Annotated in this window: 22 protein-coding genes; 14 read left to right on the top strand and 8 right to left on the bottom strand. The window is 70.9% G+C overall.

Features of this window, described 5'->3' with window-relative positions; all coding sequences use genetic code 11:
• The first annotated feature begins 241 nt into the window (after window positions 1-241).
• Window positions 242-1,435 carry an acyltransferase family protein gene (locus tag JNW98_RS10235; protein ID WP_223767824.1) on the top strand — a complete coding sequence of 398 codons (1,194 nt, stop codon included), beginning with the start codon at window positions 242-244 and terminating at the stop codon, window positions 1,433-1,435.
• Here the strand turns inward: JNW98_RS10235 and JNW98_RS10230 are convergent.
• The 4 genes from JNW98_RS10230 to JNW98_RS10215 all read right to left on the bottom strand — a co-directional run bounded on the left by JNW98_RS10230 (window position 1,353) and on the right by JNW98_RS10215 (window position 5,199).
• A complete protein-coding gene (locus tag JNW98_RS10230; protein ID WP_223767823.1) occupies window positions 1,353-2,108 on the bottom strand; it encodes a hypothetical protein in 756 nt (251 codons plus the stop codon). The genes JNW98_RS10235 and JNW98_RS10230 overlap by 83 nt on opposite strands.
• A gap of 276 nt (window positions 2,109-2,384) precedes the next feature.
• Window positions 2,385-3,530: a PP2C family protein-serine/threonine phosphatase gene (locus JNW98_RS10225; protein WP_223767822.1), complete on the bottom strand. Its 1,146-nt coding sequence runs from the start codon at window positions 3,528-3,530 to the stop codon at window positions 2,385-2,387.
• A gap of 219 nt (window positions 3,531-3,749) precedes the next feature.
• Entirely contained in the window at window positions 3,750-4,559 is an 810-nt protein-coding gene (locus tag JNW98_RS10220) for an Fpg/Nei family DNA glycosylase (RefSeq protein ID WP_223767821.1), read from the bottom strand.
• Window positions 4,560-4,710: 151 nt separating this feature from the next.
• Window positions 4,711-5,199 carry a ribose-5-phosphate isomerase gene (locus tag JNW98_RS10215; RefSeq protein ID WP_223767820.1) on the bottom strand — a complete coding sequence of 163 codons (489 nt, stop codon included), beginning with the start codon at window positions 5,197-5,199 and terminating at the stop codon, window positions 4,711-4,713.
• Window positions 5,200-5,355: 156 nt separating this feature from the next.
• On the opposite strand from JNW98_RS10215, the gene JNW98_RS10210 reads away from it, so the two are divergent.
• Both JNW98_RS10210 and JNW98_RS10205 read left to right on the top strand, forming a co-directional pair.
• Window positions 5,356-6,789, top strand: a complete 1,434-nt coding sequence (locus JNW98_RS10210; protein ID WP_223767819.1) for an amino acid permease — start codon at window positions 5,356-5,358, stop codon at window positions 6,787-6,789.
• Window positions 6,790-7,003: 214 nt separating this feature from the next.
• Window positions 7,004-7,627: a PDDEXK family nuclease gene (locus JNW98_RS10205; protein WP_223767818.1), complete on the top strand. Its 624-nt coding sequence runs from the start codon at window positions 7,004-7,006 to the stop codon at window positions 7,625-7,627.
• Between the two features lie 72 nt (window positions 7,628-7,699).
• On the opposite strand, the gene JNW98_RS10200 is transcribed toward JNW98_RS10205, so the two are convergent.
• Window positions 7,700-8,293 carry a biotin transporter BioY gene (locus tag JNW98_RS10200; RefSeq protein WP_223767817.1) on the bottom strand — a complete coding sequence of 198 codons (594 nt, stop codon included), beginning with the start codon at window positions 8,291-8,293 and terminating at the stop codon, window positions 7,700-7,702.
• A gap of 370 nt (window positions 8,294-8,663) precedes the next feature.
• Here JNW98_RS10200 and JNW98_RS10195 point away from each other — a divergent pair, with 370 nt between their 5' ends.
• The 3 genes from JNW98_RS10195 (at window position 8,664) to JNW98_RS10185 (ending at window position 12,482) form a co-directional block, all read left to right on the top strand.
• Window positions 8,664-10,064 (top strand): amino acid permease, encoded by a 1,401-nt coding sequence (locus JNW98_RS10195; RefSeq protein ID WP_223767816.1) that lies wholly within the window; start codon window positions 8,664-8,666, stop codon window positions 10,062-10,064.
• Window positions 10,065-10,248: 184 nt separating this feature from the next.
• Complete coding sequence (locus JNW98_RS10190) at window positions 10,249-11,664, top strand: amino acid permease (protein ID WP_223767815.1); 1,416 nt, start codon at window positions 10,249-10,251, stop codon at window positions 11,662-11,664.
• Between the two features lie 176 nt (window positions 11,665-11,840).
• A complete protein-coding gene (locus JNW98_RS10185; RefSeq protein WP_223767814.1) occupies window positions 11,841-12,482 on the top strand; it encodes a superoxide dismutase in 642 nt (213 codons plus the stop codon).
• 155 nt (window positions 12,483-12,637) lie between these two features.
• Here JNW98_RS10185 and JNW98_RS10180 read toward each other — a convergent pair whose 3' ends face one another.
• Both JNW98_RS10180 and JNW98_RS10175 read right to left on the bottom strand, forming a co-directional pair.
• Complete coding sequence (locus JNW98_RS10180; protein WP_223767813.1) at window positions 12,638-13,318, bottom strand: hypothetical protein; 681 nt, start codon at window positions 13,316-13,318, stop codon at window positions 12,638-12,640.
• Window positions 13,319-13,413: 95 nt separating this feature from the next.
• Window positions 13,414-14,049 (bottom strand): mycothiol-dependent nitroreductase Rv2466c family protein, encoded by a 636-nt coding sequence (locus tag JNW98_RS10175; RefSeq protein ID WP_223767812.1) that lies wholly within the window; start codon window positions 14,047-14,049, stop codon window positions 13,414-13,416.
• A 214-nt stretch (window positions 14,050-14,263) separates the two neighbouring features.
• On the opposite strand from JNW98_RS10175, the gene pepN reads away from it, so the two are divergent.
• The 7 genes from pepN (at window position 14,264) to JNW98_RS10140 (ending at window position 22,425) form a co-directional block, all read left to right on the top strand.
• Window positions 14,264-16,861: an aminopeptidase N gene (gene pepN, locus JNW98_RS10170; protein ID WP_223767811.1), complete on the top strand. Its 2,598-nt coding sequence runs from the start codon at window positions 14,264-14,266 to the stop codon at window positions 16,859-16,861.
• Between the two features lie 111 nt (window positions 16,862-16,972).
• A complete protein-coding gene (locus tag JNW98_RS10165) occupies window positions 16,973-18,055 on the top strand; it encodes a hypothetical protein (protein WP_223767810.1) in 1,083 nt (360 codons plus the stop codon).
• A 155-nt stretch (window positions 18,056-18,210) separates the two neighbouring features.
• Window positions 18,211-18,552, top strand: coding sequence for a hypothetical protein (locus JNW98_RS10160; protein ID WP_223767809.1), 342 nt, complete (start codon window positions 18,211-18,213; stop codon window positions 18,550-18,552).
• A gap of 2 nt (window positions 18,553-18,554) precedes the next feature.
• On the top strand, window positions 18,555-18,863 hold the full coding sequence (locus JNW98_RS10155; RefSeq protein WP_223767808.1) for a pore-forming ESAT-6 family protein: 309 nt from the start codon (window positions 18,555-18,557) through the stop codon (window positions 18,861-18,863).
• Window positions 18,864-18,901: 38 nt separating this feature from the next.
• Window positions 18,902-19,321, top strand: coding sequence for a DUF6507 family protein (locus JNW98_RS10150; RefSeq protein WP_223767807.1), 420 nt, complete (start codon window positions 18,902-18,904; stop codon window positions 19,319-19,321).
• Window positions 19,318-21,894: a hypothetical protein gene (locus tag JNW98_RS10145; protein WP_223767806.1), complete on the top strand. Its 2,577-nt coding sequence runs from the start codon at window positions 19,318-19,320 to the stop codon at window positions 21,892-21,894. The genes JNW98_RS10150 and JNW98_RS10145 overlap by 4 nt, the downstream gene beginning before the upstream one ends.
• Before the next feature lie 12 nt (window positions 21,895-21,906).
• Window positions 21,907-22,425: a hypothetical protein gene (locus tag JNW98_RS10140; protein WP_223767805.1), complete on the top strand. Its 519-nt coding sequence runs from the start codon at window positions 21,907-21,909 to the stop codon at window positions 22,423-22,425.
• Between the two features lie 604 nt (window positions 22,426-23,029).
• Here JNW98_RS10140 and JNW98_RS10130 read toward each other — a convergent pair.
• Window positions 23,030-23,188, bottom strand: a complete 159-nt coding sequence (locus JNW98_RS10130; RefSeq protein WP_223767833.1) for a hypothetical protein — start codon at window positions 23,186-23,188, stop codon at window positions 23,030-23,032.
• A gap of 35 nt (window positions 23,189-23,223) precedes the next feature.
• Here JNW98_RS10130 and eccD point away from each other — a divergent pair, with 35 nt between their 5' ends.
• Window positions 23,224-24,594 (top strand): type VII secretion integral membrane protein EccD, encoded by a 1,371-nt coding sequence (gene eccD / locus JNW98_RS10125; protein WP_223767804.1) that lies wholly within the window; start codon window positions 23,224-23,226, stop codon window positions 24,592-24,594.
• The last annotated feature ends 169 nt before the right edge of the window (window positions 24,595-24,763 follow it).

Raw genomic sequence — 24,763 nt, 5'->3', positions numbered from 1 at the left:
CTGGAGCACCACCTCGTCGGGCTCCACCGCACCATCGTGCCATCAACTCGCCCCCTACGGAGGCGGTGTGACGATTCATCGACGATTTGACCGACTCCGTAAGGGAGCGTTTTCCGGCCACGGTGGCCGGTCGACGGAGGGTCGGGCCGTTCGGCGGGCGCGGAGAGGCCGGACGGCGGACGATCGGAGGCCGAGCGGAAGGATTGCCACCGCTTTGCCCGACCCCGCTAAGGTGCGTCGAATGTCCCGCACCGCCACGTCCCCGGCGCGTACCGCGGCCCCCGCTCCCGGCCCGCCCCCGGCCGGTTCCGCCGCCGTATCGCGCGACCCGTTCTTCGACAACGCGAAGTACCTGGCCATCGTGCTCGTCGTGCTCGGCCACGCCTGGGAACCGCTCACCCACACCAGCCGGGCCGCGACGGCGCTGTACCTCGCCGTCTACGCGTTCCACATGCCGGCGTTCATCCTGATCTCCGGCTACTTCTCGCGGGGCTTCGACCTCAGCCCGCCCAAGGTCAAGCGGCTGATCACCAGCGTCCTGGTGCCGTATCTGATCTTCCAGCTCGCCTATGTGGAGTTCCAGCACCTGGCCGAGGACGGCGCCGACCCGGAGCCGTTCACCCTGCTGGAACCCTGGTACCTCAACTGGTTCCTGGCCGCGCTCTTCCTGTGGCGGCTGACGACGCCGATCTGGCGGACGGTCCGGTGGCCCGTCCCGCTCTCCTTCGCCGTCGCGATCATGGCGATGCTGGCCCCGGAGGTGGGCAGCGAGTTCGACGTGATGCGGGTGATGCAGTTCCTGCCGTTCTTCGTGATCGGCCTGCACCTCAAGCCCGCCCATTTCGAGCTGGTGCGGCGACGCTGGGTGCGGATCGCGGCGGTACCGCTGTTCGCCTGCGCGGTGTCCACGGCGTACCTGCTGGCCCCGCGGCTGGACAGCGGCTGGTTCTACCACAACGCCACCGTCCGGGACCTGGGCGAGCCCGCCTGGACGGCGCCCGTGATGACCTTCGCCCTCTTCCTGTGCGCCGCCGCGCTGACGGTGGGCTTCCTGGCCTGGGTGCCGCGCCGGCGGACGTGGTTCACGGCGCTGGGCACCGGGACGATGTACGGCTTCCTGTTGCACGGCTTCGTGATCAAGCTGTCGCGCTGGTGGGAGTGGTACGACACGTACGACTGGATCCGCCGGCCGGCCGGCGAGGTCCTGGTGTCGTTCCTCGCCGTCGCCCTGGTGACGGTGTTGTGCTCGGCGCCGGTGCGGCGGGTGTTCCGTCCGGTGATCGAACCGCGGATGGACTGGGCCTTCCGCGTGCCGCCCCGGCCCGCCGCGGCGGCCTCCGCGACCGGTGCCGTTACAGATGCAGCGCGATCTGGACCGCCAGCCCCACGTACCAGCCCACCGGTCCGATCAGACCGATCACTCCGGGACGGCTGAACAGCGGGACCCCCGGGTCGGCCTGCGGTCCGTGGCTGCCCGGGGCAGGCGGCGCCAGTTTCCGCAGCTTGGCGTGCATGAACAGGTTCCAGAGCAGCGTCAGCGGCGTGAAGATGATCAGCGAGAACGGGCTCCACCACTGCCAGCAGGTCTTCGCGGTCATGTCGCGGAGCAGCGAGGTGCCGCAGGTCCGGCAGAAGCGGCCCTTCTGTGAGTAGAACCGCATCATGAGGACGAGGCCCTGGTGGCGGCGGACAGTCACCTCGGCGGCCGGGAACCCGCCGCATATCTGACAGCTGCCGTGCGCGCCCGGCTGGGCCGCCGGCTGCGGCGCGGCAGCGTACGGGCCGGGGGCGCCGTACGGGTCTCCCTGCGGGGCGGCCCCGTAGGGGTGGCCTTGCGGGGCGGCGGTCCCGTAGGGGTTCCCCTGCGGGGCGTTCCCGTACGGGTTGCCGTCCTGTGGGGCGTTCCCGTACGGGTTGCCGTACGGGGCCCCGTGCGGGTCGCCCTGCGGTGCGGCGGGCGGCGCCTGGTACGGGCCCGGCTGCTGCTGCGCGTACGGCTGCTGGGCGTACGGGTTCTGCGGCGCGGCCGGCGGCGGGGCGGCGCCCTGGGGCTGCTGCGGGTATCCGTAGGGCGCCTGCGGCTGGTGCGGCGGCTGAGGCGTGGTCAAGTTCGATTCCCCCCGTGGAAAGCGCTGAGCGTGGTGCACGCGGTGATCATGATCCGCGTGGTGCACACGATCTGCGTGGTGGCGTGCTGACGTGATGAGTCCCGAACGCGGCGGGACGACATGGAACGGCGGAAACACCGTCGGCCGAAGCGTCGGCGCACACGTCCGTCACCGCGCGCGGCGGACGGACATGTCTATCAACGCGCGCGCGGACACCGCAACGACGGCACCGCGTGACCCCGCGCCAGGACCCCGCCTCTTCAGGAGGCGCGGGGCTCAGTCCCGCCGGTCGCGGCAGATCAGCAGCAGGGCCCGGTCGTCGTTGACGTCCTTGGCCACGGCCTCGATCAAATGCCAGGCGGCGCCCGCGAATCCGGTGGTGACGTACCGGTCGGCCTCGCCGGTCAGCCGGTCCATGCCCTCGGTCAGCTCGCGTTCCGCGGTCTCCACCAGGCCGTCGGTGAACAGCATCAGCACGTCGCCGGGGCGCAGCCGCCCCTTGACGGAGTCGAACTCGGCGCCGTCGTAGACGCCGAGCAGCGGCCCCTCGGCCGCCTTCTCCTCCCAGCGGCCGGAGCCGGCGCTGAGCTGGAGCGCGGGCACGTGTCCGGCGGAGAAGAGCTCGTAGTCGCCGCTGTCGAGGTCCAGCACCAGGTGCACGGAGGTGGCGAACCCCTCGTCCCAGTCCTGCCGGAGCAGGTAGCCGTTGGCGGCGGGGAGGAAGGAGTGCGGCGGCAGCGAGCCGAGCAGCCCGCCGAAGGCGCCGGAGAGCAGCAGGGCGCGGGAGGCGGCGTCCATGCCCTTGCCGGAGACGTCGGTGAGGACGACCTCCAGCGTCCGGCCGCCGTTGGTGCGGGCGGCGACGACGAAGTCGCCGGAGAACGACTGCCCGCCGGCGGGCCGGAGGGCCATCTCCCGGTGCCAGCCGCGGGGCAGCCCGGGCAGCTTGCTCTGCACGCGGATGCGCTCGCGGAGGTCGAAGAGCATCGTTCCGCCGCGCCGCCACGGGACGCCGACGCGGCTGCGGAACTGGGCGATGAGCAGGCCGAGGAAGCCGACCGCGGCGACGACGAGGATGGTGCCGGGGGTGACGCGGTCGGCGCCGTACGCGTCGGGGTCGAGGACCGCCGACTCGATGATGAGGGCGGTCGCCGCCGACGCGTAGAGGCCGAGGAGGCTGGCGGGGCGGAGCAGCAGTCCGCCGGCGACGATGGGCAGCACCAGGGCGGCGGGGGCGCACCATTCGGGCTGGGCGATGGTGCCGACGGCGAGGGCGGGTACGGAGAAGAGGAGGGCGCTGAGGGCCAGCCAGTCGGAGCCGTCGCCGCGGAAGTAGTCGACCCCTGCCTTGCGCACGCTCGTGCGGGCCCGGTGCAGTGCTTTGCGCATCCGGGCCGTCGGGGTCTCCGCACCGCCAGTCATTGCTTCGGGACCTTATCCACCCATTCGGCGGCGCGTCGATTCACGCCGCGCCGACACGGCTGCCCGCGGGGCACCTGGGGTGCAATCCTGGGCACCCGGGGAGCAACCCTATGCGAAAGACGCTCACCTGATCGGTTATACGGCCCCTCGCATGGCTGTACAGCGGGAGAACCGGCCGTACGACGGGGGCGTGCCGACCGGCCGCGCGCCCCCGGGTGTTCACGTCCGCTGGCAGCCCGGGCACCAGAACAGGTTGCGGGCGGCGAGCCCGGCCGTCCGGACCTCTTCCCCGCAGACGTGGCACGGCTGTCCGGCCCGCCGGTAGACGTACACCTCGCCGCCGTGGTCGTCCACCCGCGGCGGCCGGCCCATGGCCTCCGGGGTGTGGTCGGGCCGTACGGTGTCGATTCTGTTGTTCCGCACGCCTTCGCGCATCAGCGCCACCAAGTCATGCCAGATCGCATCCCATTCGGACCGGGTGAGATCACGGCCCGTCCGGTACGGATCGATTCCATGCCGGAACAGGACCTCGGCCCGGTAGACGTTGCCGACCCCGGATACCACCTTCTGGTCCATCAGCAGGGCGGCGACGCTCGTCCTGCTGCGGGATATCCGCCGCCAGGCCGGCTCGGGGTCCTCGTCGGCCCGGAGCGGGTCGGGTCCGAGGCGGTCGTGTATCGCCTGCTTCTCACCGTCCGTCAGCAGCGCGCAGGCGGTCGGGCCGCGCAGGTCGGCGTACGCGTCGGGGCCGGCCAGCCGCAGCCGGACGGTGTCCGTGGGCGGGGGCGTGGGGGCGGTGCCGAGCGTGTACTTGCCGAAAAGGCCGAGGTGGACGTGGATCCAGCCGGTGGGCCCGAAGCCGAGGAAGAGGTGCTTGCCGTGCGCCTCCGCCTCCTCCAGCACCCGGCCGTCCACGAGCGCGGCGCCGTCCGAGAACTTGCCCTGCGGGCTCGTCGCCCGGACCGGGCGGCCCGCGAAGAGGGCGCGGTGGTCCGCCGCCAGGCGGTGGATCGTGTGCCCCTCGGGCATGACTGCGTCCTCCCCGGACGGTATGGGCGGTACAAACGGGAACGGCAGGTACGGACGACCGGCGGAACGGCGAGGGGCCCGCCGCGGGTGCGGCGGGCCCGGGGACGTCCGAAGGGGCCGCGTGGTGGGAGGGCCCCGGTCGTCCGGGTGGTCAGTCCTGCTGCGGGTGGTGCGCCGGGATGGCGGGCAGCTCACCCGTCGTCTCGTAGCGGCTGAGCATCTCGATGCGGCGGGTGTGACGCTCCTCACCCGAGTACGGCGTGGCGAGGAACACCTCGACGAACTTGGTCGCCTCCTCCTGGGAGTGCATCCGGGCGCCCACCGCGATCACGTTCGCGTTGTTGTGCTCGCGGCCCAGCGCGGCGGTCTGCTCGCTCCAGGCCAGCGCGGCGCGGACGCCCTTGACCTTGTTCGCGGCGATCTGCTCGCCGTTGCCGGAGCCGCCGATCACGATGCCGAGGCTGTCCGCGTCTGCGGCGGTCCGCTCGGCGGCCCGGAGGCAGAACGGCGGGTAGTCGTCCTGGGCGTCGTAGAGGTGCGGCCCGCAGTCGACGGGCTCGTGGCCCTGGGCCGTGAGCCACTCGACGAGGTGGGTCTTGAGTTCGTAACCGGCATGGTCGGAGCCGAGGTACACGCGCATGCGTCCGAGTGTGGCACGTCCCGGCGGGTACCCGCGCCACGCTCCCTGATCGGTACACCGCGTGAATGCAACGATACGGATTCGGGTCTTCCGAAATACGCCTTCGAAAAGTTCTAATGCGGGGGCTCGCAACCCGAGAACCAAAGGAAACTGCCCATGAGCGCGATACCGCCGACCATGACGAAGGCGTCACCCGGCGATCCCGCGGACGCCGCGCCGGCGACGGGGGACGGCCTCAAGGCCGGCCTCAAGAACCGCCACCTTTCCATGATCGCCATTGGTGGCGTCATCGGCGCCGGACTCTTCGTGGGTTCCGGATCCGGTATCGCCGCCGCCGGTCCCGGCATTCTGATCTCGTACGCCCTCGTGGGCACGATGGTCGTCCTCGTCATGCGGATGCTCGGCGAAATGGCCGCCGCGAACCCGACGTCCGGCTCGTTCTCCGCCTACGCGGACCGCGGCCTGGGCCGCTGGGCCGGTTTCACCATCGGCTGGCTCTACTGGTTCTTCTGGGTCGTCGTGCTGGCGGTCGAGGCCACGGCGGGTGCCTCGATCCTCAACAGCTGGGTACCGGACGTTCCCAAGTGGGCCTGGGCGCTGATCGTCATGGTCGTGCTCACCGCCACCAACCTGGCCTCGGTCAGCTCCTACGGCGAGTTCGAGTTCTGGTTCGCGGGCATCAAGGTCGTCGCCATCGCCGCGTTCGTGATCGTCGGCGGGCTCGCGGTCTTCGGCGTGCTGCCCGGCTCGGACAACGAGGGCGCGGGCCTGGCCCACCTCACCGACGCGGGCGGCTTCCTGCCGCACGGTCCTGGCGCCATCCTCACCGGTGTGCTGATGGTCGTCTTCTCCTTCATGGGCAGCGAGATCGTCACCCTCGCCGCCGGCGAGTCCGAGGACCCGCAGCGCGCCGTCCGGCAGGCGACGAACAGCGTCATCTGGCGCATCGCCGTCTTCTACCTCGGCTCGATCTTCGTCGTCGTCACCCTGCTGCCCTGGAACTCCAAGGAGATCCTCAAGGACGGCAGCTACGTCGCGGCGCTGAACTCGATCGGCATCCCGCACGCCGGCCAGGTCATGAACGTCATCGTCCTGACCGCCGTCCTCTCCTGCCTCAACTCGGGCCTCTACACCGCCTCCCGCATGGCCTTCTCGCTCGGCCAGCGCGGCGACGCGCCGAAGGCGTTCGCCCGCGTCAACAAGCGGGGCGTGCCCCAGGCGGCGATCCTCGGATCGGTCGTCTTCGGCTTCCTGTCGGTCTTCTTCAACTACATGTGGCCCGACACGGTCTTCAAGTTCCTGCTCAACTCGTCGGGCGCGGTCGCCCTGTTCGTGTGGCTGGTCATCTGCTTCACGCAGCTGAAGATGCGCGGCATCATCCTGCGCGAGACGCCGGAGAAGCTGGTCGTGCGGATGTGGCTGTTCCCGTACCTGACCTGGGCCACGATCGGCATGATCCTCTTCGTGCTCGGCTACATGGTCTACGACGGCGGCGACAACCGCGAGCAGGTCGCCCTCTCCGTCCTGGTGGCCGTGGTCGTCCTGGCCATCGGCCTGGTCCTGGACCGCCGCCGGCGGGCGGTGAAGTAGCCTCCGGCACGCCTCGGAGCCGAACGGCGGTGGGCCCGCATCCCTCGCGAAGGGGGTGCGGGCCCACCGCCGTTTCCGTTCACCAGACGGTCGGTTCACGCCTCCCGGCGCCCGATGTCGGTCGTCTTCCGCCCGGAGACGAAGTCCCCGTCCGGGAGAAGCGGAGACCGCCCTACGGTGTCGCCCAGGATTCGTACGGGGAAAGGGCGCACAGGTGGCGGCCGTCGACCACGTCCGGGACGGCAGTCCCCGGCAGGACTCCGGCTGCCCTCGGCCGCGGGTTCCGGGGGTGCCCGGGAAGCTCAGGGAGGTCGCGGAGTTCATCCGGGAGACGACCGGCCTGCGGGTGGAGGTCATCCGCGGCAACGTGGTGGCCACCCGCACCCGTTCCCTGGGCGATGCCTTGCTCATGAGCGAGCTGCACGAGGCCCTGTACCGGTGCCGCTCCGACGGGGTGGGCTCCTTCCAGAACGTGTCGATCGGCCTCCCCGGCGACCCCGACGACTTCGTCACGCCCCTCCTGGTGGTCTGCCCCCTGTCGGTGATGAACTCCGACGAGTGGCTGCTGGCCGGTGACGAAGTGGAGCTGGCCGTCGAGGCGTCGTCGCCCCGCGACCCGAGGGTCGGGGTGGCGGACAGGATCGCCTGGTACGCCGAGGCCCGGGTGCCCTTGGTGCTCTGCCTGCGGCCGGCGGACCGGGAATGGGTGCTGCACGCCCGTCCCTCGGTCGAGGGCTACCTCAGCGCCGCCCGGGGCCGCTACGGCGAGCCCGTGCCGCTGCCGGGCCGGCTGGGCGGCGACCTGCCGACCGAGCACCTGCCGCGTTACACGCGCTGACGCGTACGGGCGCGGGCCCGCACTCCCCTCGCGAAGGGGGTGCGGGCCCGCGCCCGTACGGAAAGAGGAGCCTCAGCCCCGGCGGCCCAGCAGCTTCCAGGCCGTGGGCAGGGCGCCCATCGCCAGGGCCGCCTTGAGGGCGTCGCCGATGAGGAACGGGGTCAGGCCCGCCGCCACCGCGTCGCCGAGCGGCATGTGGAGGGCGAGGGCCAGGTACGGGACGCCGACGGCGTAGATGATCGCGGTGCCGAGGGCCATGGTGCCCGCGGTGCGCAGGACCGAGCGGTCGGCGCCGCGGCGGGCGAGGGCGCCGACGACGGTGGCGGCCAGCAGCATGCCGAGGACGTAGCCGAAGGAGGGGAAGGCCGCGCCGGACTTGCCGTCGGCGAACCAGGGCATGCCGGCGATGCCGGCGAGCGCGTAGAGGGCCAGCGAGAGGAAGCCGCGGCGGGCGCCGAGGGCCGTGCCGACGAGGAGGGCCGCGAAGGTCTGGCCGGAGACCGGCACGGGCGAGCCCGGGACCGGCACGGTGAGCTGGGCGGCGAGGCCGGTGAGGGCGGCGCCGCCGACGACGAGGGCGACGTCCCGGGCACGGGAGGAGGACGCGGGCAGGAGATCGGCGAGGACCGTACCGGTCCGGGGGACTGAAACTGCGGCGCTGGCCATCGGTACTCCGCTGGAGGAAGGGTCGAATACAGGGCTCATACAAGAACACCGCGACGTTAGCCCAGCTCACTCGATTCGGCATGGGGCAGCCGTCACAAAGGCCCCCCGACCGCTTTGGCGAGTTCCCGAAGAAGGCGACGGGCCGAGTGATGCTCGTCACCGAAAGGGCCGCTCGGCTTGGTTCCGGGCGTCGCACCGGGAGAATGGTGAGACTTGCGCGCACTTTTCACGTGTCGCATGCTTTGCGCCCACCGCCGACCCGTGGGCGGCGCGGGCACCGCAGGCTTCGTCGAGATGTCGCGCGAGACATCGCGCCACCGCGTCCCGCGCGCCCCGAGCGCGCGCCGCACGAACCGAGAGTACGAGCCCCATGCACGACGCACCCCCCGCCGCCGAGCCGCTCGCCGGTGAGAGAGAGCCGCTGTCCGCGGGGCTCAAGCAGCGGCACCTGACGATGCTCGGGCTCGGCGGCGTGATCGGCGCCGGCCTGTTCGTCGGCTCGGGCGCCGGGATCTCCGTCGCGGGTCCCGGGATCATCATCTCGTACCTGCTGGCGGGTGCACTCGCCATGCTGGTGATGCGGATGCTGGGCGAGCTGTCGTCGGCGATGCCCGCATCCGGCTCCTTCTCGGTGCACGCGGAGCGGGCGCTCGGCCGCTGGGCCGGGTTCACGGTGGGCTGGCTCTACTGGTTCCTGCTGGTGATCGTGCTGGCCGTGGAGGCGACGGCCGCCGCGCAGATCGCGCACGGCTGGGTGCCGGGGATGCCGCAGTGGGCCTGGGTGCTGGTGTTCATGGTGGTGTTCACCACCGCCAACCTCACCGCCGTCAAGAACTTCGGCGAGTTCGAGTTCTGGTTCGCCGCCCTGAAGATCGGCGCGATCCTCCTCTTCCTCGGCCTCAGCCTGCTGGCGATCTTCGGGCTGCTCCCGGACACCGACCCCGTCGGCCTCTCCAACCTCACCGGCCAGGGCGGCTTCCTGCCCAACGGCTGGAGCGGCGTCATCTCCGGCGTGCTCGCGGTGGCCTTCGCCTTCGGCGGCCTGGAGGTCGTGACGATCGCCGCCGCCGAGTCCGAGGACCCGGAGCGCGCGGTGGGCCGCGCGGTGCGCAGCGCCGTGTGGCGCATCCTCTTCTTCTACGTGGGCTCGATGCTCGTCATCGTCACCCTGCTGCCCTGGTCGTCCCTGAAGCCCGGCCAGAGCCCCTACGTGGCGGTGCTGGACCGCATCGGGGTGCCGTCGTCCGGCCAGATCATGCAGATCGTGATCTTCGTTGCGCTGCTGTCGGCGCTCAACGCCAACCTCTACGGCTCGTCCCGCATGGTGTTCTCGCTCGCCGAGCGCAGGGAGGCCCCGCGCTCGCTGCTGACGGTCTCGCGCGGCGGGGTGCCGCGCCGGGCGGTGTTCGCCTCCGTGGCGTTCGGCTTCGCGTCCGTCGTCCTCAATCTGGAATGGCCGGATTCGATCTTCCGCTATCTGCTCAACGCGGTCGGCGCGGTCCTCCTCTTCGTCTGGGGCATGATCGCCGCCTCGCAGCTGCGGCTGCGCCGCCGGATCGAACGGGAGATGCCCGAGCGACTGACGTTGCGCATGTGGTGCTTCCCCTATCTGACCTGGGCCGCTCTCGCCGGGATGGCCGCGGTGCTGGTGCTGATGCTCACCGACGAGGCCGCCCGTCCGCAGCTGCTGTGGTCGGCGGCGGCGACCGGCGCGGTGCTCGCCGTCGCGGGGATCCGGGAACTCCGGCTCCGTCGGAATGACCGGCCGTAACGCGTAAAGATATTGATTCTGGCGATATATCAGGTGCGGAGAGTAATCCTCGCGTCTGAATATCGGACATCCGTGTGACAAGTGTTGTCCTGAGCGAACATCACCCCCACACTGAGGCAACTTTTCCGGGCTGCAGCGCTTGTCGCGGCCTTTCATCACTCATTCCACGGGGACAGACACGACCATGACTCGGACAGATGCGACCCCCGCGCCCGAGCGCGAGGTCACCGATACGGCGCCGGGCCACGGCACCGCCCTGTCACACGGCCTCAAACAGCGCCATCTCTCGATGATCGCCCTGGGCGGCGTGATCGGCGCCGGCCTCTTCGTCGGCTCGGGCACCGGCATCGCCGCCGCGGGCCCCGGAATCGTGCTCGCCTATGCGGTGTCCGGGCTCCTGGTGATGCTCGTGATGCGCATGCTGGGCGAGATGGCGGCGGCCAACCCCGCGTCCGGCACCTTCTCGGTGCACGCGGAGAAGGCCATCGGCCCGTGGGCCGGCTTCACGGCCGGCTGGATGTTCTGGGTCGAGCTCTGCGTGGGCATCGCCGTCGAGGCGATCGGCGCGGCGGCGATCATGGTCAAGTGGTTCCCCGCCACGGACTCCTGGATGTGGGTCCTGCTGTTCATGGCCGTCTTCTGCGGCACGAACCTGGCGGCCGTCGGCAACTTCGGCGAGTTCGAGTTCTGGTTCGCCGCCCTGAAGGTCGCGGCGATCGGCATCTTCCTGGTCCTCGGCGTGCTGGCCATCTGCGGCCTGCTGCCGGGCACCGACTCCCCGGGCTCCGACAACCTCACCGGCCACGGCGGCTTCCTGCCCAACGGCACCGACGGCCTGCTCGCCGGACTGCTCGCCTCCGTCTTCGCGTACGGCGGCCTGGAGACGGTGACCATTGCCGCCGCGGAGTCCGAGCAGCCGGTCAAGGGTGTCGCCAAGGCGGTCCGGACGGCGATGTGGCGGATCGCGCTGTTCTACGTGGGCTCCATGCTCGTCGTCGTCACGCTGATCCCGTGGACCGACAAGTCGCTGCTGTCCGGTCCGTACGTGGCCGTCCTGGAGTACCTGGACGTCCCCGCCGCCGGCCAGATCATGAACGTGATCGTGCTGATCGCGCTGCTCTCCGCGATGAACGCCAACATCTACGGCGCGTCCCGGATGGCGCACTCGCTCGTCGAGCGCGGCGAGGGTCCGCGCTTCCTCGGCAAGGTCTCCTCCGGCGTCCCGCGGCGGACCGTGCTGGCCTCGTCCGCCTTCGGCTTCTTCGCGGTGCTGCTGAGCTACTGGTGGCCGGACACCGTCTTCAAGTGGCTGCTGTACATGACGGGCGCGGCCATCCTGGTGGTCTGGGGCTTCATCGCCGTCACCCAGCTGATGATGCGCTACCGGCTGGAGCAGGAGCAGCCCGGGAGGCTCGTGGTGCGCATGTGGTGGTTCCCGTACCTGACGGTCGTCGCCCTCATCGGCATCCTCTGCACCCTCGGCCTGATGCTCCGCGAGGAGGACACGGCCCAGCAGCTCTACGCCACGGGCGGCCTCACCCTCGCGCTCGCCCTCGTCGGCTACCTGCGCCAGCGCGCCACGGCGCACCGGCGGAACTGACGTCCCGCCACCCGCTCGTCACCGAGGCGGGGTCGGTCCTGAGCACCAGGACCGACCCCGCCTCGGTCTTTTGACGGAGACGGCCCCCTTGACCCACGGTCCGACGGGAAAGAAGGTGCACATGCTGATAGCGTCTACCTGCAAGTTAATTGCAATAAGCAGTCGGAGGGCTCGGCATGGCCATCTACACACTTCCTGAACTTCCGTACGACTACGCGGCGCTCCAGCCGGTGATCGACGCGAAGATCATCGAGCTGCACCACGACAAGCACCACGCGGCGTACGTCAAGGGTGCCAACGACACGCTGGAGCAGCTCGCCGAGGCCCGGGACAAGGACCAGTGGGGCGCGGTCAACGGCCTGGAGAAGAACCTCGCGTTCCACCTCTCCGGCCACATCCTGCACAGCATCTACTGGCAGAACATGACGGGCGAGGGCGGCGGCGAGCCCCTGGACAAGGACGGCGTCGGCGAGCTGGCGGACGCCATCGCCGAGTCCTTCGGTTCCTTCGCCAAGTTCAAGGCGCAGCTGTCCAAGGCGTCGGCCACCACGCAGGGTTCCGGCTGGGGCGTCCTCGCCTACGAGCCGCTCAGCGGCAAGCTGATCGTCGAGCAGGTCTACGACCACCAGGGCAACGTGGGCCAGGGCTCCACCCCGATCCTGGTCTTCGACGCCTGGGAGCACGCCTTCTACCTGCAGTACAAGAACCAGAAGGTCGACTTCATCGAGGCCATGTGGCAGGTCGTCAACTGGCAGGACGTGGCGAAGCGTTACGCCGCCGCCAAGGAGCGCGTCAACGCGCTGCTGCTCGCCCCCTGAGCCCGGCCCTCACAGGGTTTCGCCGGTAAGGCCCCCCGAACGGCCTGCTCGTGATCGTCTTCTCACCCGTGTCACGCGGCAGGCACGGGAAGGCCTCGCGCGGTCGATGCGCGCGGGGCCTTTCCCCATGCTCTCATCCCCGGCCCCGGGCGGGGTCAGCCGTGTCCGAACGCCTCTCCCGTCACGGTGAACTCGCGGGCCAGACCCGTCTCGTGGAGGCGGGCGAACGGCGCGAACGGAATGCCGAGTTCCGACTTTCCCCGGTCGAAGTTCCACGCCTTGTGCACCGCGAAGCGGTAGTCGACGGCCGCCTCCCCGGCGGCGTCCACCCGTACCGTGCCCGTCAGCCGGTACTCCACGCAGCGCAGGGCCAGCCACCAGTCGGCGTGCGTCCGGCGCGTGATCAGCAGGTCGCGCCAGCCGCTGTCCGCCGGGTACGCGGCGGGCGTCCGCTCCCCCAGTGGCCACCGGTCGTCCGCCGGCCACCGGTCGTCCCCGGCCCACCGTTCACCCCCGGCCCACCGGTCGAGCGCCTCCGCGCGCCAGCGGGCCAGCTGCTCGTCGACCGCGGCCCGGACGGGCGGCAGGGCCAGCAGCTCGTCGGCGTCGATCCGGCGGACGCCGCCGGTGCCGCGCACGTAGTGCCGCAGCATGCCCGCCGCCCGGCGCAGCCGCAGCAGGGACCACAGGGCCGCCAGCACCCGGCAGGCGCCGAGCGTGAGCACGTCGTACGGGCGTACGGGCAGCTCGGCGAAGGCGGCGTTGCGGCAGGGCGGCTCGGCTTCGGCCCAGCCGCCGTCGCGGCCCAGCGGCCGGGAGAGGTCGGTCTGGCCCATGGTTCGGACCCTAAGGGAGGGGAGGGGCGGGCGCGCGCCGACCGGGTTCGGTCGGGGGACCGCCCCTCCGGAGTCCCCTAGGGGCGACCCTTGGATCAGTCGAAGATCGGGCCGACCGTCCGGGTCCGCTTGATCTCGAAGAAGCCCGGCGTCGAGGCGACCAGCAGCGTGCCGTCCCAGAGCCGCGCCGCCGCCTCGCCCTTGGGGGCGGGGGTGACGACCGGGCCGAAGAAGGCCACCTCCGAGCCGTCGGGGCCGGGCACGGCGATCACCGGGGTGCCGACGTCCTCGCCGACCTTCTCGATGCCGGTCCGGTGCGAGGCGCGCAGCTCCTCGTCGTACGCGTCCGTGTCGGCGGCGTCCGCCAGCGAGGCGGGCAGGCCGGCCTCCTCCAGGGCGGCGACGAGCGTCGCGCGGTCCTGCGGGAGGGCCTGGTTGTGGAAGCGGGTGCCGATCGCGGTGTAGAGGCGGCCGAGCACCTCCTCGCCGTGCTCCTTGGCGGCGGCGACGCACACCCGCACCGGGCCCCAGGCCCGGGTCATCAGCTCGCGGTACTTCTCGTCGACCTCGTCGAGCCGGTGCTCGTTGAGGACGGCGAGGCTCATCACGTGCCAGCGCACCTCGACGGGTCTGACCTTCTCGACCTCCAGCATCCAGCGGGACGTCATCCAGGCCCAGGGGCACAGCGGGTCGAACCAGAAGTCGGCGGTGACCTTCTCGGTCTCGGTCATGCGGGGTCTCCTCGGTCTCCACGGGAAGCAGGACGGTCACGGTTGCAACCACGCCGTGCGTGCCATGATTCCTGATGTTCGAAACACGTCGAAGGACGGCTTCGCACGCCGCGTCCGCCGAAGACGCGAAGCGACGCACAAGACCACGCACAAGACCACGCACAAGACCACGCACAAGACACAGACGCCGCAGACGAGACGAGGGAGCCCCGCCGTGCCCGGTGAGAACCTGACCCGTGAGGAGGCCCGGCGACGGGCCGAGCTGCTGACCGTGGACGCCTACGAGGTGGCGCTGGACCTGCGGTCCGCGGTGGGTCCGGAGAACCCGGCGGACGGCGGGCCGCGCACCTTCCGGTCGGTCTCCACCATCCGCTTCCGCTGCGCCGAGCCGGGCGCGTCCACCTTCGCGGACCTGGTCGCCCCCTCCGTCGCCGCCGTGACGCTCAACGGCCGCGCGCTGGACCCCGCCGTGGTCTTCGACGGCACCCGGATCGCGCTGGAGGACCTCGCGGCCGAGAACGTCCTGGTCGTCGACGCGCAGTGTGCCTACAGCCGGACGGGCGAGGGCCTGCACCGCTTCGTCGACCCCGAGGACGGCGAGGTCTACCTCTACACGCACTACGAACCGGCCGACGCCCGGCGGGTGTTCGCCAACTTCGAGCAGCCCGACCTCAAGGCCCCCTACACCTTCACCGTGACGGCCCCCGCCGAGTGGACGGTGATCAGCAACGGCGCCCAGGACGGTCCCGTCGAGCCCGCCGACGACACGGCGGCCACCTGGCGCTTCGTCCCCACCAAGCCGATCGGCACCTACATCACGGCGGTCGTCGCGGGCCCGTACCACGTCGTCCGCGACCACTACAGCCACAAGCTCCCCGACGGCACCACTCTGGAGATCCCGCTGGCGGCCCTCTGCCGCAAGGGGCTGGCCCCGCACTTCGACGCCCACGAGATCCTCACCGTCACCCGGCAGGGCCTGGACTTCTTCCACGAGCACTTCGACTTCCCGTACCCCTTCGGAAAGTACGACCAGGCGTTCGTCCCGGAGTACAACATCGGCGCCATGGAGAACCCGGGCTGCGTCACCTTCCGCGAGGAGTTCGTCTACCGCGGCAAGGTGACGGAGGCGGCGTACGAGCGCCGGGCCAACGTGATCCTGCACGAGATGGCGCACATGTGGTTCGGCGACCTGGTGACCATGGAGTGGTGGGACGACCTGTGGCTCAAGGAGTCGTTCGCCGACTTCATGGGCTCGTTCTCGCAGGTCGAGGCCACCCGCTACACCAACGCCTGGGTCACCTTCGCCAACCAGCGCAAGGCGTGGGCGTACCGGGCCGACCAGCTGCCCTCCACCCACCCGGTCACGGCGGACATCCACGACCTGGAGGACGCCAAGCTCAACTTCGACGGCATCACGTACGCCAAGGGTGCGTCGGTGCTCAAGCAGCTCGTCGCGTACGCCGGGCGGGACGCCTTCCTGGAGGGCGCGCGCCGGTACTTCAAGCGCCACGCGTACGGCAACACGCGCCTGACCGACCTGCTGTCCGTCCTGGAGGAGACCTCCGGGCGCGACATGACCGCCTGGTCGCGGTCCTGGCTGCAGACCGCGGGCGTCAACTCGCTGACGCCGCAGCTGACGTACGACGCCGCGGACCGCGTCACCGAGCTGGCCATCCTCCAGGAGGCTCCCGCCGACCACCCCGAGCTGCGCCCGCACCGGGTGGCGGTCGGCCTCTACCGCCGGCACGCCGGCGAGCTGGTCCGCTACGCGCGGGTGGAGGCCGACGTCACGGGGCCGCGCACGGTCGTCCCCGAGCTGCGGGGCGCGGAGCGGCCGGACCTCGTCCTCGTCAACGACGACGACCTGACGTACTGCAAGATCCGCTTCGACGAGCAGTCGCTCGCCACCCTCCGCGGCCACCTGGGCGAGCTGACCGACCCACTGGCCCGGGCCCTGTGCTGGTCCGCGCTGTGGAACCTGACCCGCGACGGGCTGATGCCCGCCCGCGACTACCTGGACCTGGTGCTCCGCTTCGCGGGCGCCGAGACCGACATCGGCGTCCTCCAGTCGCTCCACCTCTGCGCCCGGACCGCGCTCGTCCACTACGCGGCGCCGGAGTACCGCGAGCGGGCCGCCGCCGACCTGGCCCGCGGCGCGCTGAGCGAGCTGCGGCTGGCCGAGCCGGGCAGCGGGCACCAGCTGACGTGGGCCCGGTTCCTCGCCCAGACCGCCGGCACCGAGGCCGACCTCCAGCTGCTGCGCGGGCTGCTCGACGGCACCGCCCGCATCGACGGTCTGGCCGTCGACCAGGAGCTGCGCTGGACCTTCCTGGCCGCCCTGGCTTCGGCTGGCGCGGCCGACAAGGCACTGATCGACGCCGAACTCGCCCGCGACGACACCGCGTCCGGCCGCCGCCACCACGTCCGCTGCCTGGCCTCGCGCCCGGACCCGGAGGTCAAGGCGGAGGCGTGGCGGACCGTCGTCGAGTCCGACGCCCTCTCCAACGCGCTCACCGAGGCCACCCTCGCGGGCTTCGACCAGCCGGGGCGGCAGGACCTGCTCGCGCCGTACGTGGAGCCGTACTTCGCGGCGCTGGAGCGCGTCTGGCGGGAGCGGTCGATCGAGATCGCCATGGCGATCGTGCGCGGCCTGTTCCCGATGCTCCAGGACGACCGGCGGACCCTGGACCTCACCGACGCCTGGCTCGCGGAGCACGCCGACGCTCCGCCGGCCCTGCGCCGGCTGGTGCTGGAGGCCAGGGACGACCTGGCGCGGGCCCTGCGGGCGCAGGCGTGCGACGCGGCGGCCTGATCCGGGCCATCGGGGTTCGAACTCCCGTGCATCTGCCCGGGGTTGTCCTCACTTGTCGACGAGCCTGTAACAGGGGTTAAGGAGCGGGCACACAGCGGGAATGGCCGGGTCATGAGCTACGAGACCCCCCTCTCCCCGCGCCCGCTCCACCACCTCTCCGACGTCCGCCACCGCGTCCTGACCTCGCGGCAGCTGCGCGAGCACGGCGTCCCCTCGTCCACGGTGAGCGAGCGCTGCCGCCCCGGCGGGCCCTGGCAGCAGCTGCTGCCCGGCGTCTTCCTGCTCCACACCGGGCCCGCCACCAGCGAGGAGCGGCTGCACGCCGCCCTGATGTACACCCGGGCCCGCACGCAGGGCGTCCCGGCGCAGGGTGTTTCGGGTCCGGGTGCGTCGCCCCAGGAACCGCGCGGCGCCCAGGAACCACGCGGCGCCCAGGCCGGCGCCCCCTACGGGGAGGCGATGATCACCGGCCTGGCGGCGCTGGCCCTCTACCGCTTCACCAGCGCTCCCCCGCTGCTGCGCATCGACCGCATCGACGTCCTCGTCCCCGGCACCCGGCGGCTCCGCGAGGCCGGTTTCGTCCGCCCCGTGCGCACCCACGCCGTCCCCCGGCCCCGGCTGGTGACCGGCGTCCCGGTGGCCCCGGTCGCCCGCGCGGTCACGGACGCCGTCACCCGCCTCACCGACCCCGACCAGATCCGCCGGCTGCTCACCGAGGCCGTCCGTGGCGGCCACTGCGAGGCGGCCCGGCTGGTCCGTGAACTCTCCCGGGCCCGGCTGCTGAACCGCCCGCACATCGTGGACACCGTCGACGTCCTCCTCGCCGAGGGCCGCTCCCTGGCCGAGGAGCGCCTCTACGCCCTGGTCGCCGACCACGCCCTGCCGGCCCCGCTCTGGAACGTCGAACTCCGCCTCCCCGGCGGCCCGTCCCTCGGCCCGGTCGACGCCTACTGGCCCGACCACGGCGTCGTCGTCGAGATCGACGCCCGCGCCCCCCGCCAGGAACCGGACGCCCTCTGGGACCTCCAGTCCCGCAAGCGCCGCCACCTCGAACACCTCGGCCTCACCGTCGTCCACCTCACCCCCCGCAAACTCCGCGAGTCCGCCGACCAGCAGGCCGCCGTGATCCGCACGGCCCTGGTCACGTCGGTGGAACGGGAGGTGCGGGGGTACGTGGTCGTCCTGCCGCGGTGACGGGCTACGTGGCCACACTGCTGCGGTGACGGGCCGTGGCCGAATGTGAGCGCCTCCAACTCCCCTGCGCCGGAATCCCTTTGGTCACCCCAACGGCCGCCTGATAGAGCTGTTCGAGACACCGCGTGCCATTCGAGGGTGATGGGGGTGGGTTCGTGAAGTTCGACATGGGGCAGGCGACACTGTCCGGCCTGGTCTCGCGGACGCATGGTTCGCACGGCGATCTGGGCCAGTTGATCCAGCAGTTGATCGTGGCGGCCCAGCCGCTGGAGGGGAAGTTCAACGGCGCCGGGCGCGCCGCGTTCGATCAGTTCAAGTCACATTCCGAACAGGTCGCCGCGGAGCTCAACGGCGCGCTCAGCGCCATCCTGGGCGGCCAGGCCGGCATGGACACCTCGTTCGGCGAGGGCGACCAGGAACACGCGGACAACGCGCGCCGGCAGATGGGCGCCGCCAACTTCGACGCGGCGCGGTTCGCGGGCCGCCAGGGAGGCTGACGATGGCGACCACGGACCGCCGGAGCTATGACCTGGGCGCCTCCACGCAGGTGCAGACCTCGTTGCACGGGATCATCTCCCGGCTGGAGGCGGTGCTCAACGAGCGGGACACCGCGGTGAAGGCGGCCATGGCCGACTTCCAAGCCGACGGCGTCTCCGAGCAGTACCACGAGAAGGAGCTGCGCTGGCAGCGCGCCGCCGCCGAGGTGCGCCAGATCATCACGCTGCTGCGCTCGACGATGGAGCAGAACGACGCCACCGCGCGGTCCACGCTGGCGCGGGCGAAGGCCGCGGTGGACGGGATCGGGTGAGCCCGGCCGGAGGGGGGACCGGAGAGGGGAGGTGAACCGTGTCCGGTTGGGACATCGACGTGCCCGGCGTGGAGGGCGCGCTGCGGAACACGCGTGAGGCGACGTCCGCACTGAAGGACGAACTGGCGGACTACGTCGCCGACATACAGCACGCGGGGACCAGCGCCGGAACGATCGCGGCCGCCGGGACGCCGGAAAAGGGCGGCAACGGCGGTGCCGGCGGCAGTTCCGCGGGCATCATCGCCGCGGCGCTCGGGTACTTCGCCCAGCACACCCAGGAGGAGCTTCTGTTCGTCGCGGCCCGCGCGGGACAGTCGATGAACGGCGCGTACCAGGCGACCTCGGAGTACATCAAGGGTGACCTGACCATGGCCGCGCGGGCCCAGCACGACGCCCTCCGGGCCCCGGACGTCAAGGCGCTCACTGCCCAGGCCCGGAAGGGCGGCGGAAAACCGTGACGGAGCTCGACCCGGCCAACATCCCGGTCTTCACCGGCAACCTCGAGCTCCTGGAAAGCTACATCGGCGCGCTGCGCAAGGACGCCGCGCGGTTACGGGCCACCGGTTCGGACATCCACTCCCGCTTCCAGGGACTGGCCGCCCACTACCGGGCGCCGGAGGCGAAGCAGTTGTTCGCGACGACGCTGCCCGTGCGGGAACGCGCGCACGCCTTCGCCGCGAAGCTCGACAAGGTGGCGGGCGCGCTCTCCGAGTACGCGGCGGAGGCGCGTCCACTCGCCCGGAAGCTGGCGGCTCTGGCCCTGGAGGCCGAGACGTTCATGATGTCGGTCGAGGGCGACGGCCGCTGGAAACACGACACCAAGAAGACCAACCACCACAACCGCATCCGGGACGACATCACCACCGCGAAACTCGCCTTCGAGGCAGCCGAACGGCGCTGCGCCAGCAAGATCACGGCACTGGTCGGGGGCCCCCGCTTCACCACCGACGACGGCACCCACCAGAAGTTCATGTACGGCTACGACGCCAAGATGCTCGAACACGCCAAGTTGCCATGGGGCGATCCGGTGGAGCGCGAGTACGACTGGTACGAGCCGCAGTCGCTCAAGAGCTTCGCCTGGGACGGCGTGGTCATCGACGGCGTGTGGGGCACCACCAAGGGCCTGGGCACCCTGATCGGCGTGGACGGCTGGGACCGGATGGGCCAGGCCTGGGCCGGCCTGGGGAAGACGGCCGTCGGCGCGCTCATGTACGGCACGGGGGCGTTCGAGATCCCCGACGATTACCTTCCCAAGTTCTTCGAGGACTCCAAGAGGGCCGCCCGCGAGACCGGCAAGGCGCTCATCGCCTACGACGAGTGGGGCAAGGACCCCAAGCGGGCGGCGGGCGCCCTCACCTTCAACGTCCTGACGGCCGCCACCGGAACCGGCGCCGCGGCGAAGGCGGGCACCGCGGCGAAGGTCCTGGACGCCGCAGGCAAGGCCGGCCGGTTCATCGATCCCGTGACGTACGCGGGCAAGGGTGCCGGCTTCGTCCTCAACAAGTCCCTCAACAAGCTTTCCACGTCCCTGCCGAAGGCAGGCGACCTGGCCAACGCCCTCCGCGACCGCACCCCCGGCATGGAACGCCTCCCCGACGGCACGGTCCGCCTCCCCGACGCCAGCGTCCTCCCGGGCCGGGCACGCTACCTCCGGCCGGACGGCCCGTTGGTCGACATCCGGGGGCGGGAGGTGCGGGGGCAGGGCAGCGTACGGGCGGAGCCGGCGGGCGCGGAGTTGCAGGGTGCGGGACGCCCGGGCGCGCACGGCGAGGGCACGGGGACGCCCTCCCCCACATCACGTCCGACGCCTCACCAACCGTCTTCCACCGGCGCACACCTGCCGCCCGACCGGGAACCCGTATCGGTGGGTGCGGGCCGGGCCCACGCCGACGCTCGGCACACGCAGGACGTGAACGCGCCGCGCTCGACCGTCAGCTCGCACGACCGGCCGGCCGAGGGCACGCAGCGGACGGGACGTGACACGGACAGCCCTCTGTCCGCCCGAGCCCACCAGTCCGAGCACGGAACACCGCACTCGGGCGAGAGCCACGGCCAGCCTCCGCGCGGACGGGACTCCGGCGGCGAGGGCCCCGCCCACCCGGCAGCCGGCCACTCCGCTGAGCACGCGGACTCCGGGCATGGGCGCCCCGGCCACGAACCGGCTGCGCACGAGGGCCATGCGGCACACGACTCGCATCACTCGGAGACGCCCCACGACGGTCCGGGCCCTGACGACCTGCACGGGACGCACGGCCACGACGGCGGCTCGGACGGCAGGACCGGAGATGGTGACGGCTCATCGGGGGCGGCCGGTCGCGGCAGGGAAGACCCGGGTCACACTATGGAGGACGGGACCAAGTATCCCGAGACACCGGACCACATTTGCAATTCGAAGTGTCTCGGACCCGACTCGGACCATATCGCACGACTCGGGGCAGAAGAGGCAGAACGGCTACACAAGCTCCGCCACCAGCGCGAAGTCCATGACATCTATACCGCCATCCGCGAAAGCCGGACAGACACTCCGGAAATAGCAGAGAAACTGGGCATCGATGAGAACGTGGTTAAGATCGCGAAGAAGAACTTGTTCCTCGATAGACACACCATAGAACTCAAGAACGGAAAAATCGTACACGATGCCCACTTCACCCCCCTCAGATCGATAGCGGAACTTTGGAGGAAAGCCGCAAACCCCATCAGGATACTCAGACCGATCGACGATCAAAACTTGCGAGCCTTGATAGCGCACGAGTACGTCGAACACGAGCTAATGAAGGCGGGACTCCCCTATCGCACCGAATTTTCCTACCGGCCCCCTGGGGCCGACATGGACCCGAAAAGGCTGGGAGCACACGACTATTCCCCTCTCGATGACGAACCCCTCCTTACTCCTGAGGGCGCCCTGAAACATTGGGAGAAGTACAATATCGGCATAGAACTGCACACACGAATAAGTCCAGATCTGTCAAATATCGATGAGGTCGTTAACGCGATCCTCAGAAGTGAAATAAAACACAGACTCGAAAGGTAGATAGTGGGATCCTTGGCGAAATCCGTCATCGAACGCCTGCTGGCTGTCGAATGGCGCCCCGTCGGTGGAAACGACAAACACTCCCGGTCCCGCTTCGAGCTGATGCGTGAACACTTGAGGCGTACCGCACTCTGGGCAGAGCACCTGGGGGCAGATACTTGGCCGTACCCCCCCCTGGCACGGACCTTTGATCACACCGTGGGAATCCCTGTTGACGTGAGGGAACAACTGGTAGAGCACCTCGAAGACCGGACCTTTTACGCGCACACCAGCATGCTCTGCATGCATACAGTCGCATGGGCGTACCTGAAAGAGCAGTGCACGTCCCTGCCCCGGCTTCCCGACCCGTACGAACCGCTGCTCGTACTTTTCGAACGAGGGGGTGAATTCGCCGTAGAGGTCGGCCAGATGGCCAGGTTCCGTCCCTGGCTCCTAGCCCTGCAGCCGAGAGACGAATACCTTTCACAGGACCCCTTTGTCGAACTGGACGATGCCACCCTGGATTCCCTCGACGAGGAATCAGCCTGGTAGGCATAGCGACAAAGACCAACACCCCGGATGGGGCAAGTACCGCGTCGAGAGCAACCGATGGGCGGAGTTCCATCCGTGGTTTGTGCCCCTCAAGGAGCGGGACCGGTTCGTTCGTGAGAAACCCTTTGTTGCCTTGGACGACGCCACGCTCGATGCCTTCGATGCGGCGGAGCCGTACGGAGTTCATCGCGGGCGGCCGTGATACGGATCGGCTCGGCCTGACACGCGCCTGATTAGGCGCCGACTGCCCTACAGCGAAGGAGGCGGTGACGGTGAAGGACTACGACAGCCAGTTGCTCGAATCCGTTTCCGTGCGGCGGCGGCGTTTGCGGGATGCGTTGTTGTTTGGGGCGCAGCGGGTGCGGCGGAGTGCTGATGAGAAGTTCGGGCGGGTGTTTGCCGGGGTCGCGTTGGCTGCTGTGGTGTGTGCGGGGTGTGTGGGGTGGGGGTTTGTGCAGCATGTGATCGCCAAGCAGCGGGAGCAGCAGAGACAGCAACAGCAGCAGCACCGGGAACAACAGCGGGAAAGGGAACGGCCCTTGCCGACCGTGGCGCCGCCCGCGCCCGTTGTGCCGTCCGTGCCCGCCCCGACGTCGGTGCCGAGTCAGGGGCCGTCGGTGTCCGTTGCACCGTCGCCGAGTCCGAGGGCGACCGTCTCGCCCAAGCCGTCGGTGACGAGGAAGCCGACGCCGACGGCCACGCCGAAGCGTCGTCCCTCCAAGTCGCCCACGCCCAGCCGCAAGGCGGCGCACGCCTCGGCCAAGCCCGGTGTCGTACCCCGGTGATAGGTTCGGGCGAGTGGCGAACGTAGGGGCGAAGACGAAACTGCGGGCCGCGCCGGGGCGGTTGAGCAGGGTGACGCTCGTCGCCGAGCACCGGCGCGTGGATGTGGTCCTGCCCGCCGACGAGCCGATCGGGCGGTTACTGCCGGATGTGCTGCGGTTGTTGGGTGATCGGGTGATCGATCCGCCCGCCGCGCGGCACTTGGTGACCGTGGACGGGACGCTGCTGCCGCAAGAGGGTTCGCTGGCCGACGCGGACGTCGCCGACGGGGCGATCCTGCGGCTCGTGCGGATCGAGGACGCTCCCTCCGCGCCCGTCGTGCACGACGTCACGGACGAGGTCGCCGACGATCTAGGCATCCGCGCCTGGCGTTGGGGGCCCACTCCCCGGGACTGGACGGCAGGAGTGGCGGCCGCGGTGCTGGCCGCCGTGGCGGCGCTGTTCGCCTGGGGCTCGGCGGGAGCCGCGGCCGTCGCGCCGCCCCTCGCCGGCGCGGCCGTGCTCGCCGCGCTGCTCGGGGCCATGGCCGCCGCCCGGGGCGGGCGGCCGCTCGGTACCACGCTGGTGCTGGTCGCCGGCGAGGTCGGCACGCTGGCCGTCTGGGCCGCCGCCGACGGGCGCGGGTGGTCCTGGGAGGTGCGGCTCGCCGCGGTCGCCGCCGTCTGGGCCTGGACGCTCGTGCTCCTCGGACTGCCCAAGGCCCCGCTGGGCCGCGGCGGACTGATCGGCGCCGGTGCCGTCGTCGTCGCCACGGGCGTCTGGGAGGGCGCCGCCCTCGTGCAGCACGACGTGGCCCGCGTGGGCTGCGTCCTCGTCGTCGTCTCCGCCGTCGCGCTCGGCGCGCTCCCCCGGGCCGCCCTGATGGCGGCCGGGCTGACCGCGCTGGACGACCGCCGCGCCGGGGGCGCCTCCGTGAGCCGGTACGAGGTGCGGACCGCCCTGGCCGCCGCGCACCGGGGCCTGGTCCTCGCCACGGCGGCCGTCGCCGCGTCCGTCACCGCCGGCGGCCTGGTGGCGGTGACCGGCCGCTTCTCTCCCTGGAGCACCGCGCTCACCGGAGTGGCCGCCCTCGTCCTGGTCTCCCGCGCCCGCGCCTTCCCGCTGGTGCCCGAGGTCGTGGTGCTGCTGGCCGGAGCCAGTGTGCTGGTGGTACGGCTGGTGCTGTTGTGGCACGACGAGGCCGGCGGGCCGTCGTACGGGCCTGTGGCCGCCCTCGCGGCACTCGCTCTGGTACCGCTCGGCGTGCTGGCGGTCCGGCCGCCGGAGCACGTGCGCGTGCGGCTCCGCCGGGCGACGGACGTGGCCGAGACGCTGGGCCTGGTCGCGCTGTTCCCGCTCGCGGTCGGCGAGTTCGGGGTCTTCGAGCGCCTGCTCCACCAGTTCTAGGAGGGTGTGGATGCCACCACAGGATTGGCAGAGCGACGTCCTGCGCGAGCTCGGCGAAGCGGTGAGAGATGGTGCCGTAACGGGTAAGGCGGGCGCAGATCTGCCTGTCACCCAAGGACCCCCCGTCGAAGCGGTCGCGCCAGCCCCACCGCGACCGGCCCCATCCACA

This window comes from Streptomyces huiliensis (genome assembly GCF_020037025.1).
GTDB classification, from domain to species: domain Bacteria; phylum Actinomycetota; class Actinomycetes; order Streptomycetales; family Streptomycetaceae; genus Streptomyces; species Streptomyces huiliensis.
Note: the sequence above shows the minus strand (reverse complement) of the source record. Positions and strands in the feature narration are given on the sequence as shown.